A 25,775-nucleotide genomic window follows, 5' to 3' on the forward strand; every position below is an offset into this window, starting at 1 on the left:
TAATTTCAAAATATTATAAGTTATGTTTATCGATACCTTCAGCAGCTCTAATATCACTAAAGATACAACCACCTAAGAAGGTACCTTCAAGTGCACGATAACCGTGAAGACCACCGCCACCAAAGCCAGATGCTTCACCAGCAGCATATAAACCTTGTATAGGTTCACGTTGTTGGTTGATAGCACGTCCATCTAAATCGGTTTGAATACCACCTAGTGTTTTACGACTAATAATGTTAAGTTTTACTGCAATTAATTTACCACTTTGATTACTTAGGAAAGGTTTAGGTTTTGCAGTTCGTACAATTTTATCTCCTAAAAACTGTCGTGCATTATGAATAAATGCTACTTGAGGGTCTTTACTAAATGAATTGGTAATTTGCAAATCACGTGATTTAATTTCAGCTTTAATATCTTCGTATTTTAAAAGATCACCATCTACGAGTTCATTCATTTTCTTAACGAGCGTGCCTAAATCATCGGCAACCACAAAGTCTTCACCTTTTTCCATAAATGCATTCACTGGTGAAGTCGCTTGTTTGCTTAATCGCTCTTTAATTAACAACTGAATGTCTTTGTTAGTTAAATCTGGATTTTGTTCTGAACCTGATAACACAAACTCTTTTTTAATGATATCTTCAGTCAAAATAAACCATGAATAGTCATATCCCGTTTTCATAATAGTTTCCAAAGTGTGTAAAGTATCAAAACCAGGATAATCTGGTGCAGACATACGATGTCCTTCAGCATCAAACCACATTGATGAAGGACCAGGAATGATGCGAATCCCATGTTGAGTCCAAATTGGACTATGGTTTTTAATACCTTCTGTATAATGACACATACGATCTTTATTAACGATGTTGACGCCTGCATTTTCAGAAATACCAATTAAGCGTCCATCAGTAGAGTCAGGCACACCTTGAATCATATGTTCAGGGGCTTGGCCTAGACGTTTAGGCCAATACTTCTTAATTAATTCGATATTTGCGCCAATACCGCCTGATGTAATAACAAGATGTTCGACATTATATGAAAATTTATCAATTACTTGTCGAGAGGAAGGGGCGCCACGTTCAACATCACTATCTTCGAGAATATTCCCAGAAATATGGCGTACTTGATTATCTTCAATGTCGATAGATGTGACTTGATGTCTAGGTAAGAAAGTGACGCGACCTTCTTGCTCTTGTTGAAGGACATAATTACTAAATGGTTCTACAAGACCAGGGCCTGTTCCCCATGTAATATGGAAACGAGGAACTGAATTACCGTGACCCGATGCTGAAGCGCCACCACGTTCAGCCCAACCTAAAATTGGAGTTAATTTAACGCCCATACGATTTAAGTAGTCTTCCTTTTCATATGTTGCGAATTTAACATAAGCTTTTGCCCATTGTTCAGCTCAATAGTCCTCGCCATCAAGACGGTCGAACTGTGCTGAGCCTAACCAGTCATTGAGTGCTAATTCATAAGAATCTTTGACACCATAACGACGTTGCACTTTTGAATTGACTAAGAATAAGCCTCCGAATGACCAGTATGCTTGGCCACCAATAGCTTGTCTAGGTTCTTGGTCGATTAAAGTCACATGGTACCCCTTCTTAAGAAGTTCCGTTGCAGCTACGAGACCACTTAAACCGGCACCGATGATATGTACAGTTTTAGTCATGAATATACTCCTTTATAAATTTTCGATTTTTATATGTAATATGCACAAGTTAACACATATTTTATCATTAAGTTCCCCTGACGCATAACCTTTATATGAAAATGAACACCACTATTGTGAACTTCATTTTCAAATGAATAAAATAATCCATGTTTATTTCTACAAAAGAAGCAACAATGTATAATAAGATTAAAATAACCAAAGACATCAATGGAGGTGCAAGAATGACACAAATCAACGGAATAGACGAGTGGGTTGAAGTTACAGAATATTTTCGATACATCGAGGACATGATTGAGCGTAATTTCAAACAAAACTATGGTGTTAGTTTAAGAGAGTTCTATGTACTTCATGAATTATATAAAGCGCAAGATAATAAGTATAAAATTAATGATTTAATAAAAGAAGTGAAATTGAGTCAGAGTGCGATGTCGCGTCTCATAGATCGACTGCGGTCTCCGAAGAAAGCATTAATATGTAAGGATATGAGTGAAGAAGATCAACGTGCGACGTATATTTATCTTACAGACAAAGGCAATTCTATTGTTCAACAACTCATGAAAGATTATAGAAAGTTAATTAGCAAAGTCGATATCGAAAGTATTGAACGACAAATAAAAAGAGCTAAACGTGCTAATTTATCTTAAATCATAATAGCGTTAATTATTAAACAAAAGGTGCGACTGTAAATGACATTTAAGTCTGTTCAATTGATGGAAGATTTAGTGAGAAATTTGAATATAAACTTTGAAATATATGCTAATGAAAAATGGAATAAAGAATATGAAGCACTAGATTTGAGTATTAATCATATAAAATGTAAAAGCAGATTAGCTAAGAAAACGAATAAAAAACAGGGATATTTCAAAACATTATGGACTAAAGATTCGATGTCAGTTAATCAACCATTTGAGTATGCTAATTTTCCTGAGAAATTAATAGTAAATGTGATTGATAAGGACAAACTGGGCCAATTTATCTTTCCAAAAGATGAATTATTAAAACGAGAGATATTAAGTAATCATTTTAAGAAAGGTAAAATGGCCTTTAGAGTTTATCCTAGTTGGGTTACACACTTAAATTCTACTGCCCTAAAAACGCAAGTATGGCAGAGTAAATATTTTATAGACTTAACGGAAAACATTGATAAACAGACTATATTAAGGTTATATGGGTAGATATGAATTTAAAATGACTGCTTTTTATCTATTAATATATTTGCTAGTTGGACTAATAAACCAATACTACAAATAAAAATAGATAAACTAGCATGTTTATATTGTGAGTGATAAATAATAATGAACCACATAAAGCTGATCCAATACTACTTCCCAAGTAATTAACTGAGCTATTTAATGCTACTGCAGTCTCACCATAACTTTTATAATTTTTAATAAGTATATGTTGTTGAGGAGCCTGTGTAGCCCAACCCATAGCGCCCCAAAGTAAAAAAGGGAGGCAGCTCGCGATAGGTGTGTGGATTGAGATAGGTAGAAGTATGAAGCTAAATAAAAGAAGTATCATTATACTTAGCACAATTAGGTTAGTAAACTTAAACCTATCTATAATAAACCCAATACTAAAGCTTCCTATCAAGCCTCCAACACCCCACAACATCAAATAAGTAGTAAGAGAATAGATACTTTGATAATGTTCAACAATTTTACTTAAATAGGTATATAAACCTAAACTAGCGATTGCTGCACACACTGTAACTGTCATTATTCGAATAATATGAGGATGTATAAATAGCTTAAATCTTTCTTTGATACTTTTGGTGGAGTCGGGGCAAATATTGCTCTAAAGTGAATAGCTATAAGTACACACGTTAGGGTACTTATTAAGACAATAAATAATAAAGTGACTCTCCAAGAGGTTAAATTTGATATTTGAATACCTAAAGGTACCCCGATGACAGTACCTATACTCATGCCTCCAACCACAGTTGCAAGAGCTTTCCCTCTATTTTTATTCTCCACTAATTGACTGCCTGTACTAACTGCCATTGGAGAAAAGATGCCTGCACCTAATCCAGCAATTGCTCTTGCCAAGAGATAAATAGGTAAATTAACTGCCAAAGATGTCATGATGTTCGCAAAAATAAAGATGATTAGAGCGAATATAAGTGTTTGCTTAACATTAATCTTAGCTAAAAAGATGGAAAATAATGGCGCAGAAATTGCAAATACAAGTGTAAATATTGTTACACCTTGTCCGATTGCAGTACTTGATTGATTTAAACTTCTACTCATTTCAGGGATTAAGCCTGCGACGATATAAGTATCCATACCTAATGAAAACATTCCCAAGGCTAATATTAGTATTTTCTTCATAATAACCTCCTGTGCAAAACTAAATAGTTTTTAATAATGTAAATTAAGGTTAGTATTTAAATATAAAACTTGGAATAATAAAAGAGTTTCATGGTGTATTAACTAAAAGTTTCAAGGGGATTAATATGGAGACAGATTATATTAGAGATATATTGGAAGTGGCTAAATATAATAGCTTTAACAAAGCATCAGAGGTAATGAATATCAGCACGCCTGCAATACGAAAAAGAGTTACTTCAGTCGAAAATGAATTAAATCAACAAATATTCATAAGAAACAGAAAAGGTGTGTTCTTAACTAAAGAAGGTCAATCAATACTAGAGAAACTAAATAAAATTTATGAAGAAGTTGAAAAAGTAAAAATTAGTAACTCACAGATAAACAAAAGAGACATAAAAGTAGGGTTACTTCCGAGTATTAACCCACATAATATTAAAAAAATTGAAGAAACTGAGGATTTGAATTTTCAATATATAATTAATGATAATACAGCTAGCTTGATAGAATCATTAAAAATTAAAGAAATAGATGTAGCTATTGGCGATATCGGTAACGTGGCGATAAAGAACTTTTATGCTCAAAAGTTTTATGAAGAAGATTACTTCATAGTCTATTCTAAAAGACGAGAAAAGTTGAATAATTCATTGTTAAATCTTGGTAATGAAAGAATTTACATTCAAACACCACCATGTGACACACTGCATTTTTTAAACAAAGTTTTAAAAATTAAAGAAGATCTATTAGTTTACAACGATTATTTTGAGACAATTTTAGCCAATGTCTCTGCAAATAAAGGTATAACTCTTTTACCAGAATCATACTTGGATAAGGTAAGTGATAACCTTAATTATATAAAGCTTGAAGAATACGTACGTGAAATAGGTCTCATATCATCTAGTGAATCGTCAAACGCGTATGTAAATGAGATATTAAGCAATTAGTTTATACAAGGATCTCAGCATAAAAGCAATCATTACACAAAAGTTTTAATGAAAATTATATCTATGATAAATGCCTTTGTTGCAAAAGTGTAATCTTTCTTTCGCTCAAATTATTCATTATACTGGATGTGTAATTATGAAAAGGGGTGGAGGATATGGATGTTAGATTTCCTATAGGAGAATTAGAGTTACCGAACAAAGTAACTTTAGTTGATGTGAACCAATGGATGAGTGAAGTAGAAACATATATTGATCAACTAAAAAATGTTGTTAATGACCTATCAGATGAGCAACTAACTAAAAAATATCGAGAAGGTAGTTGGACAGTTAGACAACTTGTACATCATATTGCAGACTCTCAAATGCAATTATTTAGCCGCTTAAAGTTAGCCTTAACTGAGGAACACCCATCAGCACCTGAGTTTGACCAAAATCAGTGGGTGGATTTAGCAGACTCAAGTTTACCTATCGAAATTTCTATACAATTACTAGATGCCCTAAATCAACGTGTTGTTGCTATTGGTAAAAACGTATCAAACTCGGACCTTGAAAGGAAAGTTAATTTAGAGGGAACAGGTGACTTAACCGTAGCATTCTTATTGGCTAAATTATCATGGCATGAGCGTCATCATCTAGAACACATTAAAATTGCACTTTCAAATTAAGACAGAGGGTTGTCTAATAATATGACGAAAGTCAAAAGGATGGGACAATATTGTCTTATCCTTATTACAATGATGTATTAATATTACTCTTGTTTAGACGCACTTTGGACAAACCTTTCATCTATGAAAGAAACTAACTGCAAAATGTAAGATTAGGTAAATGCACGAAATTTTTCAGCCTCCTATCATAAAGATAAGGAGGTTATGTTATGGATAAGAAGCGTATAGTTGAGTTAGATATTATTCGAGGCATAGCGATTTCAGTCGTTCTTTTTGCAAATGTTTCAGAAGTGTTGCCCATTTTCGGAGATGAAAAGAAACCTCATTTTACAAGTCTAGATTGTATGATTAAACAATTTTTCTCACTATTTATAGATGGACGTTTTATTATGTTGTTTACTTTATTATTTGGTATCGGAATGGGCATATTTATGAATAATGCGCGTAAAAAATCACTTTCACCGTTAAAGCTGATGTTTAGACGTTTACTCTTTCTATTTGTCGTAGGTATCTTTGGTATGATTTTATCATTACCATACGCAGAATATGCAATATGTGGCGCTGTCATCATGTGGTTATTCTTATTACCTCAAGCACGCTATAATTTATGGATTTCAATTCTTACACTATTAAGCATCATTATCATGACATTTGTAGATACGAATTCCAACTTATATTTAATTGATGCAATGGCAGTGATGCTATTTGGGATGTACATGTCACAAAGTGGTATGATTTATAGATTTAAGCACCATCGTAAGTTTTTCTTAAATACATTCCTTATTTGCTTAGCAGCTATTATTGTTTTAATCGGAATAAAGTATATTGGTTCTAATTTATCATGGATGAATATAGAAGACTTAGTCACACCATTCCAAACGCTCATTTACTTCATAATACTATTATTCATTACTGATAAAGAGAGTGTTCAACGTCTTTTAGTACCTTTTGAAAAGTTAGGTAAAACAGCGTTTACGAATTTTATGGCTCAAATGTTATTACTATATTTCTTTATAAGATTTGTGTTCCCATATAATCATCCAACACCAATTCAATCAATCTGTATTGCGCTACCTATCCTCATAATAAGTATGTTAGTGACACATTGGTGGCTTAAACGTTATCGTAAAGGCCCTCTTGAAGCGTTGTGGCGTAAATGGACCTATAAAAATGTACCTAAGAAAGTAAAAGTCGCTAAAGAAATTAATTCATAAAGTCCCTATTAAGAATAGTGTTTTATAAACCTTTCAATGTGTAATAGGTTAATTAATAAAAGAATTAAGGGGGAATAAAAATGACTAAAGAGAAAGGTTGCGTGAAGTGTGGTCATACGGAAATAGAAGAAGGAACACTATCTGCTACAGGATCAGGTTTATCGAAAATGTTTGATGTTCAGCACAATAACTTTAAAACAATCACATGTACGAATTGTGGTTATACCGAGTTTTACAAGGAAAGTTCTAACCGTGCAAGTGACTTCATAGACTTATTCTTTGGGGGATAATCATTTTTTTGAATCCAAATCTCATGCGTTATTAATTAAAATTCATTTTTTACCAAATATCTTTAAACAGATTTGTATCATTCATAGTAAAGAATTAGTAAACTAAATAAACATACTATAAAATGAGCTGAAATAACGCTCATTTTTTATTTTACATAAAGTGAGGGGGCTTCTAATGACATCTGAGTATAAAAAAGGAATATTTTTTGCGTTAGGTGCTTACGTTTTATGGGGGATACTCCCTATTTATTGGGAACTTATAGATCATATTGGTGCATTTGAAATTCTTGCTTTTAGAATTATTTTCTCAATGATATTTATGATTCTTCTGCTTGTAGTAGGGCGCAAACAACGAGAGGCGTTCCTTAGAGATGTGAATCAATTATTTATACATCCTGTACAACTTGTAGCAATTATTGTAGCGGGATATGTAATCACGATAAATTGGGGAACTTTTATATGGGCAGTAACAAATGGTCATGTACTTCAATCAAGTTTAGGTTATTATATTAATCCACTTGTCAGTATCGTGCTAGCACTCATTTTCCTAAAAGAGAGATTTAACAAATTTGAATGGTTAGCCATCATCTTTGCATTAATAGGTGTACTCTATATGACTATTAAAATAGGTGAATTTCCATTCGTATCTATCATGCTCGCCTTATCATTTGGTGTATATGGACTCCTTAAAAAGATTGTACATATCGATGCGATTAGCAGTATAGCGATAGAGTGTATTGTCACTGCGCCAGCGGGAATAATTTATGTTATCTACTTATGGCAACAACATCACATGACGTTTGGATTTAATATGTCGTCATTTTGGCTTGTCTTCTCAGGGGCAGTAACAGCAATCCCACTAATATTGTTCTCAGCAGGAGCGAAACGTATACCATTATCACTTACAGGTTTTATTCAGTATGTAGGACCAACAATTATGTTTATTCTTGGCATTTTCGTCTTTAAAGAAAAGTTTGATGTACATCAATTAATTACATTTATATTTATATGGATTGGAATTATTCTATATAGTATTTCGCAATATATGAATATTAAGAGAAATCCAATTGCGAAATAAACGCTTCGTGAGAAAGTATATTAAATAAGAAAAGAATCGCTCATTTGAGCGATTCTTTTTTATCATGTTCAAAAATTACATCATTCCAATTAATTTCATCCATAATGAACCTAATCCAATCCAAATAATAAAGTAAACGATACCGAGTACAAGGTTCATAAGCCACCAACGTTTCTGTGATACATAGCCAGAAGCATAAAGAATTGGTGCTGGACCACTACTATAGTGCGTAGTTGAGGCTAGTAAATTACCGAAGAAACCTAACATCAATGCACTGAATAACGGTGGCGCACCAGCTGCTACTGCAACCCCAAGTAACGCGGCATACATGGCACTGACGTGTGCAGTTGCACTCGCGAATAAATAGTGTGAGTAGAAGAAAAATAGAATGAGTAAAACTAACACTATTGGCCAACTAAAGCCACCTAAACTATGTGCGATGAGTTTACTTAACCAAGGAATAAAGCCTAATTTATTTAATTGATCTGCCATTAATACGAGTACCGAGAACCAAACAAGTGTATTCCAGGCACCTGTTTCATTTAATATATCTTTCCAATTTAATACGCCTGTAAGTAAGAGAAGAGATAACGCGATAAAGGCTGTTAACGTCGCATCAATATTGATAAAGCTACCAGTTATCCAAAGTATTAACGCTACGATAAAAATCCCAATCATAAATTTCTCAGCTAATGAAATTTTGCCCATTTCCTCTAATTGTTCAGTAGCCCACTTTTTAGCGTTAGGTGTTTCTTTAACAGTTGGAGGGTACATTTTATAAATAATGAATGGGACAACTATTAGTGAAATAAGACCAGGAACGATAGCTGCAACAAACCAATTCATCCAGGTAATATGAACATGAGCGGTCTTCTCAGCTAAACTTTGAGCGATAGGGTTACCTGCCATTGCGGTTAAGAACATAGCTGCCGTAATAAGGTTACCTTGGAACTCTGTAAATATTAAAAATGCACCCATCTTTCTCTCAGTGCCGTCTTTAGGTGTTGAACCAAATGATTCTGAGAGAGATTTAATGATAGGGAACATTATTCCACCTGCACGAGCAGTGTTACTAGGTGTTGCTGGTGCTAAAATTAAATCTACACCTACAAGGGAATAAGCAAGACCTAGCGTCTTCTTACCAAATAATTTTACGAATTGAAGTGCAATACGTCGGCCGAGTCCTGTTTTAACAAACCCTCTTGAAATGAAAAAGGCCATAGCGATAAGCCAGATACTACTATTCCCAAAACCTTCAACAGCTGATTTTGTATCCATGATGCCAACGAGTACCATAATCGTAAAGCCAATGATAGATACAGCACCGATTGTCATAGGTTGCGTAATACATGCGATAATTGTAGCCACAAAAATTGCAAACATATACCAAGCTTGGTCATTTAAAGCATCAGGTTTAAAAGGGGTGAGTGCCCAAATAATCAATCCTACAACAATTGGAAGTATGAATTTACGATATTTAACCGTATTCTCCATCGTCACTTTCCTTCTTTCTGTCTCAAATTAAACTTTTTACATTTCAATAATAGTCTTCTGAAAATGATATGTACAGACCTAAAAGAATATTAATGAGAAAGATTATCAATAGCGTGCATCTTAGCTTTGAAATAAATTTGCCATAGTTTTGAGTGAGTAATAAAGTTGTTCACCTTTAAGAGTTAATGCGTACTGAACTTTCTTAGGATTATCATTAGTTTCTATTCTACTTACAATATTTTCTGCTTGTAACTCTCTCAATTGATTCGTTAATATTTTCCTACTTATACCAGATATACTTCGATGTAATTCATTATAAAAACTTGGTGCTTCAAATAAATAATTGATGATGACACCGTTCCACTTTTTACCTAGGACGCTTAAAACATATTCTATAGGGCAACCATCACGTATGACCTTATTACAATTACCATAATTTAAAGTATTAAGACTCATTTTATCCCTCCAAGCAGTAGTTACAAAAAAGTGCCTTCTTGTTGACTAACCATCTAAGTTTTACGCTTAAAATGTACCAAAACTTATTGACGAGGTGAAGAAAATGAACTTAACCCAGATATCTGAGCACGTGTACAAACTTACAGTAAAAGCTGTAGTGGGAATACCTATTACGATTAATACCTGGTATGTAGTAAAAGATAACGAGGTTTACATTATTGATACAGGTATTGAGCAATACGCTGAATTACAAATTAAAGTTGCTCAATTACTAGGAGAACCTAAAGCTATCTACCTAACCCATGGTCATGTGGATCATATTGGAGCAGCAAAAACAATTAAAGATAAACTCAATATTGAAGTTTATGCCCATTCTAATGAACTTAAATATATAAATAATGAAGAAGCGTATCCGAATAAAGACAAAATTGAAAGCACTAACATTAGTCATGAAGTCAAAGCGCTTAATAGTAAACAATTTGATGAGTTACCACTTAAATATATATTTACTCCAGGTCATGCCCCTGGACATGTAGTTTTTTATCATGAAGAGGATGAAGTTTTAATTTGTGGAGATTTATTTATATCAGAGGAAGACGCCTTACATCCCCCAATTAAGAAATTTACTTATAATTTAAATGAAAATATTGAAAGTGGCTATATCATTAACGACTTAAAACCTAAAATAATTACAACATCACATGGTCGTGATATGAATTACTCCAAAAGTGCTTATGAAATTTATCGTTTTAAATATGAGGAGTCTTTAAGATGAAAATAAAAATACTTCAATTTGAAATTAAAGAGGCTGATTTTGAAGCAAATAAAGATACGATAGAATCTTTGATAAGTGAAAATTATAAAAATACAGATATTATCGTTTTACCAGAAATGTGGAATTTGGGGTATGCGCTCACTCAATTAAATCAGTTAACAGATGAAGCAATGGCAAAGTGTTATGATTTTATAAGTCGTTTAGCAAAACAATTTAATACTAATATAGTGGCTGGTTCTATAGCTAATAAAACTGAAAAAGGGATTTATAATACGGCTTTCTCAGTAGCAAGAAATGGTGCCTTTTTAAATAAAAACGATAAAGTTCATTTGGTGCCAATGTTAGATGAACCTCAATATTTAACTGCTGGAAAAGATAATCCTAACTGCTTTGAAGTTGAAGGTATGCCAGTTTCTCAATTAATTTGCTATGACTTAAGATTTCCTGAAGTGGCACGACACTCAATTATGGAGGGATCTAAAGTTATATTTGTTGTGGCACAATGGACTACCAAAAATTTAGAACACTGGAGAATATTATTGCGAGCCAGAGCTGTCGAAAATCATTGTTTTATTGTAGCCTGTAATAGTGTCGGTAGGGTGAATCACCCTAACCACATGACTAACACCTATGCAGGTCACTCAATGATTGTACATCCAAGCGGAGAGATTTTAATTGAAGCGAACGATGGTCCTCAAGTTATAGAATGTGAAATCAATATTGAAGAGGTAGACGTTCAGAGAGGAAACATACCTACCTTAGATATTTACAATTAATAGAAGAGCATAATTAAACTAAAAAATGGGAGATACGATAGCTAAAAATAATGCTACGCATCTCCCAAGTTCTTATTAAGACTCTATTAAAAACTCATCCACAATTAAATTATATTTGTTTGTCTAAGTGAACAATGTGAGTAATATTAGTTCTATTTTATAATTCTTATAAAGCTTAATATTTTGAAAGATCTAGTGAACCAACGACTTCTTCATCACGTAAATCATTATCTTGCATTGTTACTTTACCATTAGATTTGTAGACTTTAATGATTTGTAAACCGCCAACACCAGTAGTATGTATTGCTGGTATTTTGTAATAGTTACCTTTGTCGATGATTTTGCCAACTACACTAATGCTACCTGGTCTGCCATGAGTTCCTTTAATTGCTTCTTTTACAGCATCATTGACAAGTACTGAATGAGTATCTGCCTTTTTTAAGTTAATGTGACCTGCATTTTCAGTTTTATGAGTATCGTTATCTTCAAATGTTACTTTACCACTAGATTTATAAACTTTAATAATTTTTAAACCACCAGCTCCAGCAGATTCATAAGCCGGAATTTCGTAATAACTACCTTTATCAGTTATAGCTCCAGTTGTTTCAAGACTGTCATTTACATAATCAAAATGTTGAGAAACTTGAGTACGAGCTAAGTCAATAATGTAATTAGAGTTTTGTGCACTTGCATGAGCTGAATTTGGACTTGCTACTTAGATTGATCCTGTGATAGCTAATGCTGAAATTGTAGTTAAAGCTTTCTTTTTCATAAAATAACGCCCTCCTGAAATTTTTAATCATTTTGCATTATTAACGTAACATAAATGTAATAATATATGTTTTGAATTTACAAAATATTTACATTTATTATAGATTGATTTAACATTCTATAATTTTTTAAATAAAGAAAATTTTAAAAAATAATTGAGTAAAGTTAAATCTAAATCAAAAAAAGCACCTAAAAAGTTAAATTGAAATCTAACTTTTTAGGTGTGTCTTACTTGAGAGAAATATTTTAATTATATTATTGTTCAGCTTTTAAAACTCGAGTCATTTCTTCAATTTTACCTGCATGTAATGAGATGTGTAATGCATTAAGCACTAAAAGTTCTTCTAATGTTTTACAACCTGCGATAGGCTGGTTAATTTCTTTTTTGAGCTCTTTATCAGTTAAATGTGTAGCTCTTTCAGGTAATGTTTTAATGTCATTTAAAATGCTTTCGATTGAAGGAACTTCATCATTTCCCCAATCAGATGGCTTAGTTCCAGTTCCGAACAATTTACTATATTTATCAACATCAACAACTTCTTGATTACCCATTGCAAGTGCTTCTTCAAATACAGTTAGTACGTGACCATATTGCCAATGTAGTGTATTTGGGAAGACACTGTCATCTTTATCTAATACTTTCATAACATCCCACTTATCATAAACATCTTTAATATAACTTACACTAAAGTCTATAACGTTATAAACAGTTTTAGTCATTTTATACACCCTTTCAAGTGATTTCTAAAAAATTGCTTGCAACATGAGTCTACCCGCTTTTAAAAATGACTACGCATATAATGACGAAGCTATTTGAATTCATATGTAGACTTTGTTTATTATAAAAGTAAACAAAAGGAATATAGGTGAAATGATGTATAAATACTTTAAAAGAAATCGTTTCTCAACGAAAAGTTCTGATATTAAAGATGATTCTGGAAAAATAGTCGGTACCATTCAGAAAAAATTTAATAATATTTTTCAACGGTTGGTTAGTTTTTTTACATTAGGTTTTAAATTTAATCGATTCGTAATTTATGATCATAATGGTGATGTAAAAGCGAGTGTCAAAGTAAAAACGATAATGGCGCAAAAGCGTTTTGATGTTACATATGTTTCAAATAACGGGGAATCACAAGTTTTATTTGATAAGCAAAGTAATGGTCGTGGAGAAACTTATGGAATATTGAAATTTGATGGTAGAATCCTCAATATTCATTCAGACGAGAATAAATATACAGTGATAAAAGATTCTAAACAAGATAAAGAAATCGCAAGTTGGAAACAAAATGGTGACTATGCATATGTTGAGGGAAAAAGTGAGTTATATGAAAAGAATCATTTATTATTTATATTGATTTTGCATTCTTTCGCGAATGTTCATGTATCGCACAGTATTCTGAATCCATTTAATCCAGATACTACTGGCTCCCCAATTATATAAAATGTGTAAAAATTAGTACCTGGTGTTAAAAGTTTCGATATGATACGCTCTAATTATTCACGAAGATAAATAGGGGAGTTATATATGAATTCATTAGCAAGAGTTACTGCTCAAGGTGCATATGTGCCTAATAAAGTTTTAGATAATTATGAGCTTGAAAGAATGGTTGAGACCAATGATGAATGGATAGTCCAAAGAACCGGTATTAGAGAAAGACGAATCGCAGATGAACAAGAGCAAACAAGTGACTTAGCCTATTATGCGGTTAAAGATTTGGAAAATAAGTACAACGTTGACATCACTGATGTGGACTTTATCATAGTTGCTACCCTTACTCCTGATTTTAAAACACCAAGTGTTGCGTCTTATATTCAATATAAATTAGGTATTGAACATGCCGGCGCTATAGATCTCAATGCGGCTTGTGCAGGTTTTACATATGGATTACAATTAGCTAATTCATTAATTAGTTCAGGTATGCATCATAAAATTTTAGTTATAGGCGCTGAAACGCTTTCTAAAATTTCAGATTATACTGATCGTTCAACTTGTATCTTGTTTGGAGATGGTGCAGGTGCATTTCTAGTAGAAAGTAACAAAGACCAATCAAGTTTTATTGGACAAACCAATGGATCTAATGGTGGTAAGGGTAAAAATCTCTATGCTACGCACACTGCTAATCAATTCGACAATGAAACATTAAATGACCATGGTCTTATTGTTCAAAACGGTCGAGAGGTTTATAAATGGGCAGTAACTACAGTACCTAGAGAAGTCAATCGACTTTTAGATAAAGTGAAGATAGATATCAATCATATCGATTGGTTTGTACCTCATAGTGCAAATCAGAGAATGTTAGAATCAATTGCTCATAAACTTCATTTACCTAAAGAAAAATTATTAACAAGTATTCAATATTTTGGAAACACATCTTCAGCATCAATTCCTTTAGCTATAGACTCAGCCATGAAAGAACAAAAAATTAAAAATGGAGATAAGCTCTTATTATTTGGTTTTGGTGGGGGCTTAGCCTATTCAGGCTTGGTTGTAGAGTGGAACGTACCTACCGCTTAAAGATAATCTAAAATGTAAATAGCGATGAAGGCCATCATAAAAATAGGCATTCATCGCTTATTTTATTATTGCATATAATTAGTGCGTCTCACCCATAGCAACTTTAATATCTTCTTCTCGTGATATCGCCTTGATAGCAGAGGTTAATCCTTTAGTGATTGTATCGATAGACATTGATGGTTTCTCAGGTTTATCAGTAACTTGTTCTGGAATGTAAGGTACATGAATAAAACCAAACAATAAGTCTGGATAAGACGTATCTGCTAAATAACCTAGTTGATATAATATATGATTACATACAAATGTTCCCGCAGTATTTGATAATCTGGCAGGTACTCCTGCTCTTTTAATAGCTTCTACCATTTTTTTAACAGGTAAATTTGAGAAATAAGCCGGCGCGCCGTCTTCTTTTATTACTTTATCAATAGGTTGGTTACCTTTATTATCTGGAATACGAGCATCATCAATATTTAACCCTACGCGCTCAGGTGTGATTTCGAAACGACCTCCAGCTTGACCAATTGCTAGAACAACGTCATAAGTGTCTTCTTTCAACGCCTTACAGATAATGTTTTTAGATTCATGAAAGACAGTGGGAATTTCTAATTTAGTGATGACATGTTCGCCGATGTGCGTATCAAGACGATGTACGGCTTCTAAAGCAGGATTTGTGGATTCGCCATCAAATGCATCAAACGCAGTTACTAATATTTTCAAACTCAACGCCTCACTCTCAAATTCAATCATTTAGTTCCATTTTAAAATGATTCTTCACATAAAAACAACTCCGCTACACCTATGTAAGGATAGCGAAGTTGGCATATAAACACTTCAATGATGACTTAAGCGTGGGCATGCTCAGGAACGTCTTTAAAGTTCTCTAGGCGACGATTCCATTCTTCATTACTGATATCATGTTTTGCAACATAACGATTACGTTCGTGTTTCGCACAGTCGTATGAGCATGCGCCTAAGTATTTTTCTTCATTTTCTTCAGATACAAGGATTTGTTTGTTACATTCTGGGTTAGCACAATTAATGTAACGTTCACATGGTGTACCGTCGAAATGCTCTTTACCGATAACTGTTTTCTCAACTTGGTTAACATCTACACTTATACGTTCATCGAAAACGTACATTTTACCATCCCAGTATTCACCCTTAGTTTCAGGGTCTTTACCGTAAGTCGCAATGCCGCCATGTAGTTGGCCTACATTTTCGAAGCCTTCCTTAACTAACCAGCCAGAGAATTTCTCACAACGGATACCACCAGTACAATATGTCACGATATTTTTACCATCAAATTGATCTTTATTGTTGCGAATCCAATCTGGTAAATCACGGAAACGTGTAATATCAGGACGAATTGCACCACGGAAGTGTCCTAAATCGAATTCGTAGTCGTTACGTGCATCTAAAATAACAGTATCTTCATCTTCTAAAGCTTCTTTAAATTCTTTAGGTGAATAATATTTACCTGTAGTTACGCGTGGGTCTACATCATCTTCTAAACCTAAAGCAACGATTTCTGTTCTTGGTCGAACGTGCATTTTCTTGAATGCATGACCTTCAGCTTCATCAATTTTGAATGTTAAATCAGCGAAACGTTCATCCGCATACATATGTTCGATATATTTATCTGTGTCTTCTTTTGTACCAGATAAAGTACCATTAATGCCTTCAGTAGAAACTAAAATTCTACCTTTTAAATTATTTTCTTTACAGAATTCTAAGTGCTCTGACGCAAATGTTTCTGGGTCATCAATTGTTACGTATTTATAGTATAAAAGTACTCTATAATCCATTCTTACATTCTCCTCTTTTATTTCTTCTCTATATATGGGGCGATGATTTATAAATATTATTTTGTAGACAAACTAACATGACATAAACAAACTGTTAGAAAATCCTTCTCAATCGAGAAGTCGAAATGCATAAAACGTTGATGAGTGGTAAAAGGGCTTGTCTAAAGTCTGATATTAATACTGTTTACATTTTTTCCATTATAATATTGTACCAAAATGATAAATAGTTTCAATATGCTAGCTTATAAATCATTATTAAAGTTGATATTTTTTGAAAATGCAATCAAATATCGCGACATTTTTTAAGAAAATAAAATAAAAAAATAACCGTTATAATACCGCTCTAATGACAATTAAGTTGAGTTCTTATAAAATGGTATCAAAGTTTAAATGAGAGAAAGCGGGGATTAGACGATGGCTATTCAAGATTTACCAACTTTAAAATATACAGGGAAATCGGCAAGTGTTGCACCAATAGTGTCTGAAAATGAGTTGCAAACAGTGACTGCAGAACCTTGGATTAAAATTTCGGATAGAGGATTACAATTAGAAGGCTTAAATTTCGATCGCGAAGGCAATTTATTCTTATTAGATGTCTTTGAAGGTAATATATTTAAAGTGAATACATCTACCAAAGAAGTGACTCGACCATTCGTGTCTGAAAAAGCGAATCCAGCAGCTATTAAAGTTCATAAAGATGGACGTTTATTTATATGTTATTTAGGCGACTTTAAGACGACAGGTGGTATTTTCTCAACTACTGAAGAAGGCGAACAATTTGAAGAAATTGTTTCTGAATTAAGCACAGAATACTGTATTGACGATATGGTATTTGATAGTAAGGGTGGTTTCTACTTCACTGATTTCAGAGGATACTCAACAAATCCTCTAGGCGGTGTTTATTATGTATCACCAGACTTCAAGACAATTACACCAGTGATACAGAATATCTCAGTTGCAAACGGTGTCGCATTAAGTACTGATGAACGCGTATTGTGGGTGACTGAAACAACTACAAATCGTCTTCATCGTATTGAATTAGAAGAAGATGGTGTGACTATTGCACCATTTGGCGCCACGATTCCATATTACTTTACAGGTCATGAAGGGCCAGATTCATGTTGTATCGATAGTGATGATAACCTTTATGTGGCAATGTATGGTCAAGGTCGTGTCTTAGTCTTTAATAAAAAGGGTTACCCAATTGGTCAGATCCTAATGCCAGGCCGTGATGAAGGTAAAATGCTACGTTCAACGCATCCACAATTTATTCCAGGTACAAATCAATTGTTAATTTGTACAAATGATATTGAGAATAACTCTGAAGGCGGTTCAATGATTTATACGGTCAATGGATTTGCTAAAGGTCATCAAAGTTACCAATTTCAATAGATGCAAATTTTTTAAGAACAAGTTAATTATTAGAGATATAAATAAAAAATCAGGCTATAGCCCATCAATAAACAACCCCTCACTATAAGCGATGATAGTGAGGGGTTTAACTCATTTATAATTGTGTTTTACTATTTAAGAGATAAAATGATGGATATGTTTATTTTATTAATCTTCTAAACTGAATTCAGCTGATGCTTCAAATTTTACTTCTTTACCTAACATTACGCCGCCAGTTTCTAATGTTTGGTTGAAGCTCATGCCATATTTTTCACGGTCAATTGTACCTGTAACAATAAATCCTGTTACTTGTGAACCGTTCATTGGATTTTTACTAATACCATTAAATTCAACATCGAAAGTTTCTTCGTGTGTTTCACCTTTAATAGTTAAATCGCCCGTTACTTTGTTCTCTGAAACTTCTTTTGTTTCAAATGTCCATTTGTCGTTTTCATCTGTTGCGAAGAAGTCACCAGATTTCAAGTGATTATCTCTATCTTCATTTTGCGTGTCGACTGAGCTTGGAATGATAGTTGCAGTTGCTTTAAGTGAACTTAAGTCGTTAATATCTCCATCTAATTGAACATCATATTGGGAGAAAGTACCTTTCACTTTAGATACCATTAAATGTTTGATTTGGAATTGAATATCACTATGTGCTTGATCAAATGTGAATTGAGTCATGATTACATTACCCCTTTTTCATAAGTTTTTAAGTATAATAATTATACCTGATATAATTATTATAAAATCGTTTGCTCAAGTTGCAATCAATAAGTTCTCAATATACTCATTTTTGAAAAATAACTTCTATTAAACATTTACCAATTTTGAGTCATTGTTAGCTGTTATTTTTATAAAAAGAGATGTGTAAAACTTTATTATCTAGGGAATAATCGTTGTGATAAACAATTTCTAAAGAGGTGAAGAAATATGAAAGATATCTCAAGAGGTATCAAGCATATTGGTTTAACTGTACCGGATATAGAGGAAGCCACTGAATTCTTCAAAAAGGGTTTAGACGGAAAGATTGCCTATGATAGTCAAAGAAAAGATGAGAAACCACGTAGTGGTAAAGATGTAGAAAAAATATTGGGCATGAGTAAAGGTGCTCAAATCGTACATAAACGGATGATGGTATTTGGGAATGGTCCAAATATTGAGATGTTTGAATTCCAAAATGCAAAGCAACGAAAACCTGAAGCACTTCAAGATATTGGTTATACACATTTATCGTTTTATGTAGATGACTTTGAAGTGGCTGTAGCTAAAGTAAGATCAGCCGGTGGAGAACTTATTTCTGAGCCTCATAGTAATACGAGATATGAAGACACCGAAGGGAATCAAACAGTATATGTTAAAACACCATGGGGAAGTCTCATTGAATTACAAACCGTTCCAAATGGATTTTATTATCCTCCAGATAATGAAGCGGAACTCTTTACGCCAAGTGAATAATATATATTAAGTTTAACTTTTTATTATGTGAAACTGAGATAGTTCATCTGTCTCAGTTTATTTTTATAAAAATAATTTTTTAGATAGTAAAAGAATGAGTGTGTATAACTAGTGATTATCAAACTATACATAAAAACCCCCTTCAAAGTGGCTCTCTTTGAAGGGGTAGGGGAAATAAGGTTAATTTAGTTTCAACTTTTTGTTACTTCTAACTTTTACAATATTTATTAAGGGTTTTGGGGTCAGGAGAGAGCCCCAAGTAAGGACTTTAATATTTTATATTTTACAGGGAAAGGGTTAATTATTTAGATTTATAATAAATTAATTCTAAATCTTTTGATGTTTGTTTACGAGTTTCTCTCATTAATTGAACATCATCTATAAGTGATTGACCATATGAAGGAATCATATTTTGTAATTTAGGTTTCCATTCATTTTCGTAGTCAGCGAAGTTTCGTTCTAGAACTTCTAACGCTACAGAAACTGAAGTTGATGCTCCTGGTGATTCTCCTAATAATGCAATAACTGAGTGATCTTCAGAGTTCACAACTTCTGTACCGAATTGAATGAATCCTTTACCGTGCTCAGGTGTATCTTTGATAACTTGAACACGTTTACCTGCAGTGTATAATTGCCAATCTTCGTCACGAGCTTCAGGGTAGAACGTGCGTAAGTGGTTCATACAACCTTCTTTTGTCATCAATACTTGGTCGATTGAATACTTGATTAAAGGTAAATTTTTAACTGCAGATGCAAGTAGTGTTGTAATGTTGTATGGTTTTACAGATTTAAATAAATCTAAGTTAGAACCATTTTTTAAGAATTTAGGACCGATATTCGCAAATGGACCAAATAATAATGTTCTTTCACCATCAATATAACGCGTATCAAGATGAGGTACAGTCATTGGTGGTGTGCCTGGTGGTTCTTTACCATATACTTTAACGTCGTGTTCATTAATGACTTCAGGGTTAGTACAAATTAAGAACTGACCGCTAATAGGGAAACCACCGAGGTGCTTGCTTTCAGGGATACCAGTTTTTTGTAATAGTGGAATAGCGCCACCGCCAGCACCTATAAAGACGTAATCCGCGAATACAGTTTCCTCTGAACCATTGTTACGGTTTCTTACTTTCACTTCCCAGATGCCGTCTTGACGTCGGTTGAAATCAATGACTTCATGATTATATTGAACATCAGCATTAGGATGTTGCTCAATATTTTTAGCCATTTTACGTGTTAACTCACCATAGTTAACATCGGTACCTTCGTCAATTTTGCTAGCTGCCATGATTTCATTGCCAGTACGACCTTTCATCATCAATGGCATCCATTTTCTCATTTCTTCGATATCTTCCGTATATTCGATGTTGTCAAACATAGGGAAGTTACGCATCGCTTCGTAACGGTCTTTTAAGAATTTAACGTTATTCTTACCTCTTACGAAACTAATGTGAGGAAGTGGATTAATAAATTCTCTAGGGTTATCAATGTTGCCACTTTTCACAAGGTGTCCCCAGAATTGCTTAGAAATCTCAAATTGTTCATTGATTTCTTTCGCTTTTTCTATATCAATTGAACCATCCGGTTGTTGAACTGTATAATTCAGTTCGCATAACGCAGCATGTCCAGTACCGGCATTGTTTCTTTCGTTAGAACTTTCAATACCTGGACGATCTAAACGTTCATAGAGTTTGATGTTCCAATTAGGTTCTAATTCTTTAATCATAGAACCGAATGTCGTACTTAAGACACCAGCGCCAATAATAACTATGTTTTTTGACTCATTGTTAGCCATTTTTTGCTCACCTTTCTTAAAATAGAACTCGTGCAAAAATAATTAAATTATTGCGCTGAGTCTTATTATAATTGCTAACAATCTATAACAAAAATACATATTTTCAATAATACCTATTCCATTTTGTAATAATTTAGACATAATATGCTCATTGATTAGACACAAATTAGGAGTAGAACTTGAATTTAATCATATGTCCTACTCCTAATAAATGAGAAGATGGCTACCATAAGTTGGAGCCCCGTCAGCAAGAAGGGCTAGAATTGAAAGAAGCTTGATATAAGCACATTTTCAGTACAACCATCTACAGCATATATATTAATAAATAAGACTGCGACAATCATTTATGCCCAGCCTCAAATTTTATTCATTAATGCATGAGAGAGTATGATTAATAACTCTTCTATTGGTTTACTACTTTCATTTAAAATATGGAAGCTCACTTGTCCTTCATTTTTAGCCCAATGAGATAGTTTTTCATTCTCATAATTCGTAATAGTACATGTTTCTGGGCTCGTCTTTTTAATAAAATAATCTTCATTATCATAAGTGAATTTAACCGGTTTGTTCACCAATGTGAACTCTTTCATCTCAATATGAGTACCTCTGTAATTACAATGAATCTCTCTAAAGTTTCTAAAATTTGGAATACATTTAGAAGTAAATATTACATTTTTCTCTAAATCCCTAACGACATAAGAGGTATATATTCCTGCTTGAGGAATAATGATGTCTAACCCTTTAATAAATGGGTTAGGGTACGATTTACGTATGTATAAATAGAGATTCCCATCATCATACATCGTTTTCCATCTCGTATCAAAGTAATTGCTGAGTGTATAAGTAATCATCCTTCATCAACCTTCGATTTGTAAATTTTCATTATAAATATATTCCCTATTTTTAGGAAAATAAAAACTAAAATCATAAATTTTTTAAATTAAATAGATCTAAATAAAATAAAACACTATACGAGATAGTTTAACGAGCGTGGCTATGTCGTCGCATAGAGTTTTAATGTGTAAATGAGTTAGCTAAAAATTTCTCATTAAGTCTTACATTTGTAGGTGAGGGTGTGAGGCTTAGGTTTGTCTGAGGTAAGACATCCTGCATGCTAGCTCAACGTTGAATTTATAACTAGTTTGAAGTAAAAGTTAGAAAAAAGGGTATATGCTAAAAAGTCAGTAATAAACAAATTGAGGTGGTGAGTATATGTTAGAAACCGATAGACTTTACTTATTAAAACCAGATATTGAGCATCTTGATGCGCTTTTCCAACTACATACGAATAATGAATCAACAAAATACACTCCTAAAGGTATACACGAGAACAAAGATATTACTAAAGGATTTATAAAAGGTTGGAGAAGACATTGGGAAGAAAATGACTTTGGATACTTTATGTTAATAGCCAAAGATACTGGAGAATTAGTAGGGATGAGTGGTTTTGAATACCGCACCATTAATTATCAATTATTCTTAAACTTGTATTATAGACTTTTTCCAAAATATACAGGTGAAGGATTAGCTACTGAAGCAATCGAAATGATATCACGATGGATGAAACAATTTGATGCAGTAACACTAAAACTTATACGAACGAATCAGGTCAATGAATCTTCTATTAAGCTTGCCGAACGTTTAGGATATGAATTAAATGATACGTGGAATAATATTATAAATGATGGGGATCGTTGTTATTTTAAGCAACAGTTAAATGTTCCTTTGTAAATATTTACGTTATTGAGTGAGATAATTTTTATCTCGCTCTTTTTTTATGCGTATTCAAATCATTGTTTAGTCAGCCTGATACATAGATATATGTTTAAACTCATTATTCGTTTGAACTCTTAAAGTGAATATAAAGCGATAGTTTTTTATATTAACATTAAATCAAAATAAAATTAAGATATATTTAATAATATTGTACGCCTCATTAATGTTATATTGATTATTGTATGATGATATTAATTTGAGGGATGAGATAATGAGAAAGACTTTATATTTATTTTTTGTTTCTATTTTGTTGATGGTATTCATTTTAGAAGGATGCTCAAAACAGAAAGATTCTCACACTGAAGATAGTGAAAATGAAAATATGTATGCAAGTCATCAATCAAAAATGACTAAAGATTGGCAAACATACGATGGTGAAATATACCATATCTTTTATCATCCACTTATTACTGACGCTAAAGTGGCATTTTCGGGGAGCCCACAAGAAGCCAAAGGTAATAATGACTGGATGATTACAGCTAACGAATTTAAAAAATCTCTAGAAGAGTTACATAAAAGAAATTATATTTTAATTAATCCACACGATGCTTATGATTTAAAAGCAAAAACGATAAATAAGAAGAAATTAAAATTACCTAAAGGTAAAAAACCATTAATACTATCTATCGATGACATGAACTATTATGAGTACATGCGTGGAAAAGGGTATGCCGACAGATTAGTTTTAGATAAAAACAAACATGTTGTGTCAGAAACGAAGCGAAAGAATGGCAAAGTAACACATTCTAAAGACGATGATATCGTTCCAATATTAAATGACTTTGTTAAAAAACACCCTGATTTCTCTTTAAATGGACAAAAAGGTGTAGTTGCATTAACAGGATATAATGGCGTTTTAGGATATCGTACAAATGAAATAGATAGTAAGCATTATAAGGACCGTAAAGCTAAAGCAACAAAAGTAGCTGATGCAATGAAAAGAGATGGTTGGACATTCGCCAGTCACTCATATGGACATATTAATTTTGAACAATCATCTTTTGAAGGAATTGTTAAAGATACAAAACGTTGGGAGAAAGAAGTTACACCAATTATAGGTAAAACTGATTTATTTATTTTCCCCCATGGTGCCCAGGATAGAGATACGCCAGCATATAACTATCTGATTAAAGAAGGTCACTTTAAATATTTGGCTGGAGTAGGACCTAACAACTTTACAGATGTTGAACCAGATAATGTATATCAAGATAGAGTTGCAGTAGATGGTTTGAACTTATACGAATTTAAAGATAAATTAAAGCCTTTTATGAATCCTGAGAAGGTTTATGATAAACACGATCGCAGTTACTTTAGAGGGAATAAAGATTATCAACAAGAATAAATATTCGTTAATAAGATGAAGTTATGCGAATTATTTACTTTCATAATTTCATTCAGATAATTACTCATAACAAGTAAACAGGCTAAGACATTAACGTTATGTCCTAGCCTGTTTTACATTAAGAAATAGCATAATAAATCTTACTCGTAAGGATTGCCAAATTTTCTACAATATTCATAAAAGCCAAATCTGTTCATAAAAGAGATTTTATCAATGTTTTCATCAGAATCCAGATTTATCATTTTAAGAACTTGTTCGGTAAATTCAATAGGCGCAGTTCCATTAGCAGTAACAAGATGATTATCACGAATGGATTGAGTATTTTTAAATGATTTATGATTTAAATAATTAGGAAATTCAGCCCATAATTGAATTGAATTTCCAGTATGATGATATTGATTTAAGAAACCATTTTTAGCTAAATAGTCTACAGCACCACAAATCGCACCGATAGGTTTCGATGAATTAAAATTCTCATTAATGAAATTTAATAAAGTAGTTGATTCAATATGCCAGTTATTACCACCAATTAGTATTAATAAATCACCAGTTGGACATCTTTGGTTTAAATTATAATCAATCAAAGTTTTAAAACCACCTATCGATGTAACAATATCTTGTAGAGAGACAGTTTTAACTTGCCATTCAGAGCTTTGATTAAGTTCAGAATTAAGATATGAGGCTTCCCAATCTGCATATTCATCTAATAATAAAAATAGAGCTGTTTTCATAGTTAAACTCCCTTAATTAATGTCCTTTATGCTTTTCTTTCGATTTTTGTCTTTTTATAGACTTCTTATACGCTTTTAATTGTTCTTTATGGCTTTTCTTTAGTTTTTTTCGTGATTTCTTTTTTAACTCTTGTTCTTTCTTTATAGCTTCTTGAGCCATTGTAGTAAATTTAGGCTTTTTTTGCTCCTTAGCTACTTCTCTTTGTAATCTCTTGGGATTAACTTTCTTGACTTTCTTTTGAACACTTATCCGCGTATGTGTGTTATCAATTAAAGACTCTAAATCCTCCTTGATAAATTTAAGAACGTCTTCGTCATTTGGCTCTGGACCAAAGACGTGTTTAGAAAATCGAACTGAATTATTGTTATTGAATTCAACTAAACCTATAAAAAACTGACCATCATGAAATATTGATAATTTCATGTACAGTCCCTCCTCTATTAAATATTGAAATGATGGACAACCTGAGGAGGAGGGCTACTGACAAAT

The 25,775-nt window shown here is 32.8% G+C and carries 25 protein-coding genes and 2 pseudogenes; 15 read left to right on the forward strand and 12 right to left on the reverse strand.

What is annotated here, in order from left to right; genetic code table 11:
* Positions 1-13: 13 nt before the first annotated feature.
* Positions 14-1,672: pseudogene (locus V6C74_RS00575) on the reverse strand (FAD-binding dehydrogenase).
* 224 nt (positions 1,673-1,896) lie between these two features.
* Here V6C74_RS00575 and V6C74_RS00580 point away from each other — a divergent pair.
* Both V6C74_RS00580 and V6C74_RS00585 read left to right on the forward strand, forming a co-directional pair.
* The gene (locus V6C74_RS00580) at positions 1,897-2,319 is read left to right on the forward strand and encodes a MarR family transcriptional regulator (RefSeq protein WP_002454260.1); all 423 of its coding nucleotides are present in this window, start codon (positions 1,897-1,899) and stop codon (positions 2,317-2,319) included.
* A 42-nt stretch (positions 2,320-2,361) separates the two neighbouring features.
* Entirely contained in the window at positions 2,362-2,850 is a 489-nt protein-coding gene (locus tag V6C74_RS00585; RefSeq protein ID WP_103175466.1) for a MepB family protein, read from the forward strand.
* Positions 2,851-2,858: 8 nt separating this feature from the next.
* On the opposite strand, the pseudogene V6C74_RS00590 reads toward V6C74_RS00585, so the two are convergent.
* Positions 2,859-4,005: pseudogene (locus V6C74_RS00590) on the reverse strand (MFS transporter).
* Positions 4,006-4,130: 125 nt separating this feature from the next.
* On the opposite strand from V6C74_RS00590, the gene V6C74_RS00595 reads away from it, so the two are divergent.
* The 5 genes from V6C74_RS00595 to rarD all read left to right on the forward strand — a co-directional run bounded on the left by V6C74_RS00595 (position 4,131) and on the right by rarD (position 8,193).
* Positions 4,131-4,946, forward strand: coding sequence for a LysR family transcriptional regulator (locus V6C74_RS00595; protein ID WP_103175467.1), 816 nt, complete (start codon positions 4,131-4,133; stop codon positions 4,944-4,946).
* 155 nt (positions 4,947-5,101) lie between these two features.
* On the forward strand, positions 5,102-5,611 hold the full coding sequence (locus V6C74_RS00600; protein ID WP_016898495.1) for a YfiT family bacillithiol transferase: 510 nt from the start codon (positions 5,102-5,104) through the stop codon (positions 5,609-5,611).
* A gap of 209 nt (positions 5,612-5,820) precedes the next feature.
* On the forward strand, positions 5,821-6,825 hold the full coding sequence (locus V6C74_RS00605) for a DUF418 domain-containing protein (protein ID WP_103175468.1): 1,005 nt from the start codon (positions 5,821-5,823) through the stop codon (positions 6,823-6,825).
* An 80-nt stretch (positions 6,826-6,905) separates the two neighbouring features.
* Positions 6,906-7,115: a zinc ribbon domain-containing protein gene (locus V6C74_RS00610; RefSeq protein WP_002454254.1), complete on the forward strand. Its 210-nt coding sequence runs from the start codon at positions 6,906-6,908 to the stop codon at positions 7,113-7,115.
* A gap of 175 nt (positions 7,116-7,290) precedes the next feature.
* Positions 7,291-8,193 (forward strand): EamA family transporter RarD, encoded by a 903-nt coding sequence (gene rarD, locus V6C74_RS00615; protein WP_002454253.1) that lies wholly within the window; start codon positions 7,291-7,293, stop codon positions 8,191-8,193.
* Positions 8,194-8,268: 75 nt separating this feature from the next.
* Here the strand turns inward: rarD and V6C74_RS00620 are convergent, their stop codons facing one another.
* Together V6C74_RS00620 and V6C74_RS00625 are read right to left on the reverse strand one after the other, a co-directional pair.
* Positions 8,269-9,687 (reverse strand): anion permease, encoded by a 1,419-nt coding sequence (locus tag V6C74_RS00620; RefSeq protein ID WP_002435042.1) that lies wholly within the window; start codon positions 9,685-9,687, stop codon positions 8,269-8,271.
* A gap of 120 nt (positions 9,688-9,807) precedes the next feature.
* Positions 9,808-10,143: a helix-turn-helix domain-containing protein gene (locus V6C74_RS00625; protein WP_002434996.1), complete on the reverse strand. Its 336-nt coding sequence runs from the start codon at positions 10,141-10,143 to the stop codon at positions 9,808-9,810.
* A gap of 103 nt (positions 10,144-10,246) precedes the next feature.
* Between V6C74_RS00625 and V6C74_RS00630 the strand changes: the two genes are divergently transcribed.
* Both V6C74_RS00630 and V6C74_RS00635 read left to right on the forward strand, forming a co-directional pair.
* Complete coding sequence (locus V6C74_RS00630; RefSeq protein ID WP_002454251.1) at positions 10,247-10,918, forward strand: MBL fold metallo-hydrolase; 672 nt, start codon at positions 10,247-10,249, stop codon at positions 10,916-10,918.
* Positions 10,915-11,694, forward strand: coding sequence for a carbon-nitrogen family hydrolase (locus V6C74_RS00635; protein ID WP_002454250.1), 780 nt, complete (start codon positions 10,915-10,917; stop codon positions 11,692-11,694). The genes V6C74_RS00630 and V6C74_RS00635 overlap by 4 nt, the downstream gene beginning before the upstream one ends.
* Before the next feature lie 1,026 nt (positions 11,695-12,720).
* Here V6C74_RS00635 and V6C74_RS00640 read toward each other — a convergent pair.
* Complete coding sequence (locus V6C74_RS00640) at positions 12,721-13,185, reverse strand: bacillithiol transferase BstA (protein ID WP_103175469.1); 465 nt, start codon at positions 13,183-13,185, stop codon at positions 12,721-12,723.
* A gap of 154 nt (positions 13,186-13,339) precedes the next feature.
* On the opposite strand from V6C74_RS00640, the gene V6C74_RS00645 reads away from it, so the two are divergent.
* Both V6C74_RS00645 and V6C74_RS00650 read left to right on the forward strand, forming a co-directional pair.
* Positions 13,340-13,909 carry a hypothetical protein gene (locus tag V6C74_RS00645; RefSeq protein WP_002454248.1) on the forward strand — a complete coding sequence of 190 codons (570 nt, stop codon included), beginning with the start codon at positions 13,340-13,342 and terminating at the stop codon, positions 13,907-13,909.
* Positions 13,910-13,993: 84 nt separating this feature from the next.
* Positions 13,994-14,983 carry a ketoacyl-ACP synthase III gene (locus tag V6C74_RS00650; RefSeq protein WP_002454247.1) on the forward strand — a complete coding sequence of 330 codons (990 nt, stop codon included), beginning with the start codon at positions 13,994-13,996 and terminating at the stop codon, positions 14,981-14,983.
* 78 nt (positions 14,984-15,061) lie between these two features.
* On the opposite strand, the gene pcp is transcribed toward V6C74_RS00650, so the two are convergent.
* On the reverse strand, positions 15,062-15,700 hold the full coding sequence (pcp, locus tag V6C74_RS00655) for a pyroglutamyl-peptidase I (RefSeq protein WP_002454246.1): 639 nt from the start codon (positions 15,698-15,700) through the stop codon (positions 15,062-15,064).
* 125 nt (positions 15,701-15,825) lie between these two features.
* Complete coding sequence (locus tag V6C74_RS00660) at positions 15,826-16,788, reverse strand: rhodanese-related sulfurtransferase (protein ID WP_002454245.1); 963 nt, start codon at positions 16,786-16,788, stop codon at positions 15,826-15,828.
* A gap of 414 nt (positions 16,789-17,202) precedes the next feature.
* On the opposite strand from V6C74_RS00660, the gene V6C74_RS00665 reads away from it, so the two are divergent.
* Positions 17,203-18,180 (forward strand): SMP-30/gluconolactonase/LRE family protein, encoded by a 978-nt coding sequence (locus V6C74_RS00665; protein WP_002454244.1) that lies wholly within the window; start codon positions 17,203-17,205, stop codon positions 18,178-18,180.
* Between the two features lie 168 nt (positions 18,181-18,348).
* On the opposite strand, the gene V6C74_RS00670 is transcribed toward V6C74_RS00665, so the two are convergent.
* Positions 18,349-18,864 carry a YceI family protein gene (locus V6C74_RS00670; protein WP_002454243.1) on the reverse strand — a complete coding sequence of 172 codons (516 nt, stop codon included), beginning with the start codon at positions 18,862-18,864 and terminating at the stop codon, positions 18,349-18,351.
* 249 nt (positions 18,865-19,113) lie between these two features.
* On the opposite strand from V6C74_RS00670, the gene V6C74_RS00675 reads away from it, so the two are divergent.
* Positions 19,114-19,638, forward strand: a complete 525-nt coding sequence (locus V6C74_RS00675) for a VOC family protein (RefSeq protein ID WP_002454242.1) — start codon at positions 19,114-19,116, stop codon at positions 19,636-19,638.
* Positions 19,639-19,939: 301 nt separating this feature from the next.
* On the opposite strand, the gene lqo is transcribed toward V6C74_RS00675, so the two are convergent.
* Both lqo and V6C74_RS00685 read right to left on the reverse strand, forming a co-directional pair.
* Positions 19,940-21,472 (reverse strand): L-lactate dehydrogenase (quinone), encoded by a 1,533-nt coding sequence (lqo, locus tag V6C74_RS00680; RefSeq protein WP_256277536.1) that lies wholly within the window; start codon positions 21,470-21,472, stop codon positions 19,940-19,942.
* 320 nt (positions 21,473-21,792) lie between these two features.
* The gene (locus tag V6C74_RS00685) at positions 21,793-22,287 is read right to left on the reverse strand and encodes a hypothetical protein (protein WP_229716953.1); all 495 of its coding nucleotides are present in this window, start codon (positions 22,285-22,287) and stop codon (positions 21,793-21,795) included.
* A 361-nt stretch (positions 22,288-22,648) separates the two neighbouring features.
* On the opposite strand from V6C74_RS00685, the gene V6C74_RS00690 reads away from it, so the two are divergent.
* Together V6C74_RS00690 and V6C74_RS00695 are read left to right on the forward strand one after the other, a co-directional pair.
* Complete coding sequence (locus V6C74_RS00690) at positions 22,649-23,167, forward strand: GNAT family N-acetyltransferase (protein ID WP_002454239.1); 519 nt, start codon at positions 22,649-22,651, stop codon at positions 23,165-23,167.
* 253 nt (positions 23,168-23,420) lie between these two features.
* Positions 23,421-24,554, forward strand: a complete 1,134-nt coding sequence (locus V6C74_RS00695) for a polysaccharide deacetylase family protein (RefSeq protein WP_029625744.1) — start codon at positions 23,421-23,423, stop codon at positions 24,552-24,554.
* A gap of 140 nt (positions 24,555-24,694) precedes the next feature.
* On the opposite strand, the gene V6C74_RS00700 is transcribed toward V6C74_RS00695, so the two are convergent.
* Both V6C74_RS00700 and V6C74_RS00705 read right to left on the reverse strand, forming a co-directional pair.
* The gene (locus V6C74_RS00700; protein ID WP_002435025.1) at positions 24,695-25,285 is read right to left on the reverse strand and encodes a type 1 glutamine amidotransferase family protein; all 591 of its coding nucleotides are present in this window, start codon (positions 25,283-25,285) and stop codon (positions 24,695-24,697) included.
* 16 nt (positions 25,286-25,301) lie between these two features.
* Positions 25,302-25,709: a YjdF family protein gene (locus tag V6C74_RS00705; protein ID WP_002454237.1), complete on the reverse strand. Its 408-nt coding sequence runs from the start codon at positions 25,707-25,709 to the stop codon at positions 25,302-25,304.
* Between the last annotated feature and the right edge of the window lie 66 nt (positions 25,710-25,775).

The sequence above is a fragment of the Staphylococcus capitis subsp. capitis genome (genome assembly GCF_040739495.1).
In the GTDB taxonomy this organism is placed as follows: Bacteria; Bacillota; Bacilli; order Staphylococcales; family Staphylococcaceae; genus Staphylococcus; species Staphylococcus capitis.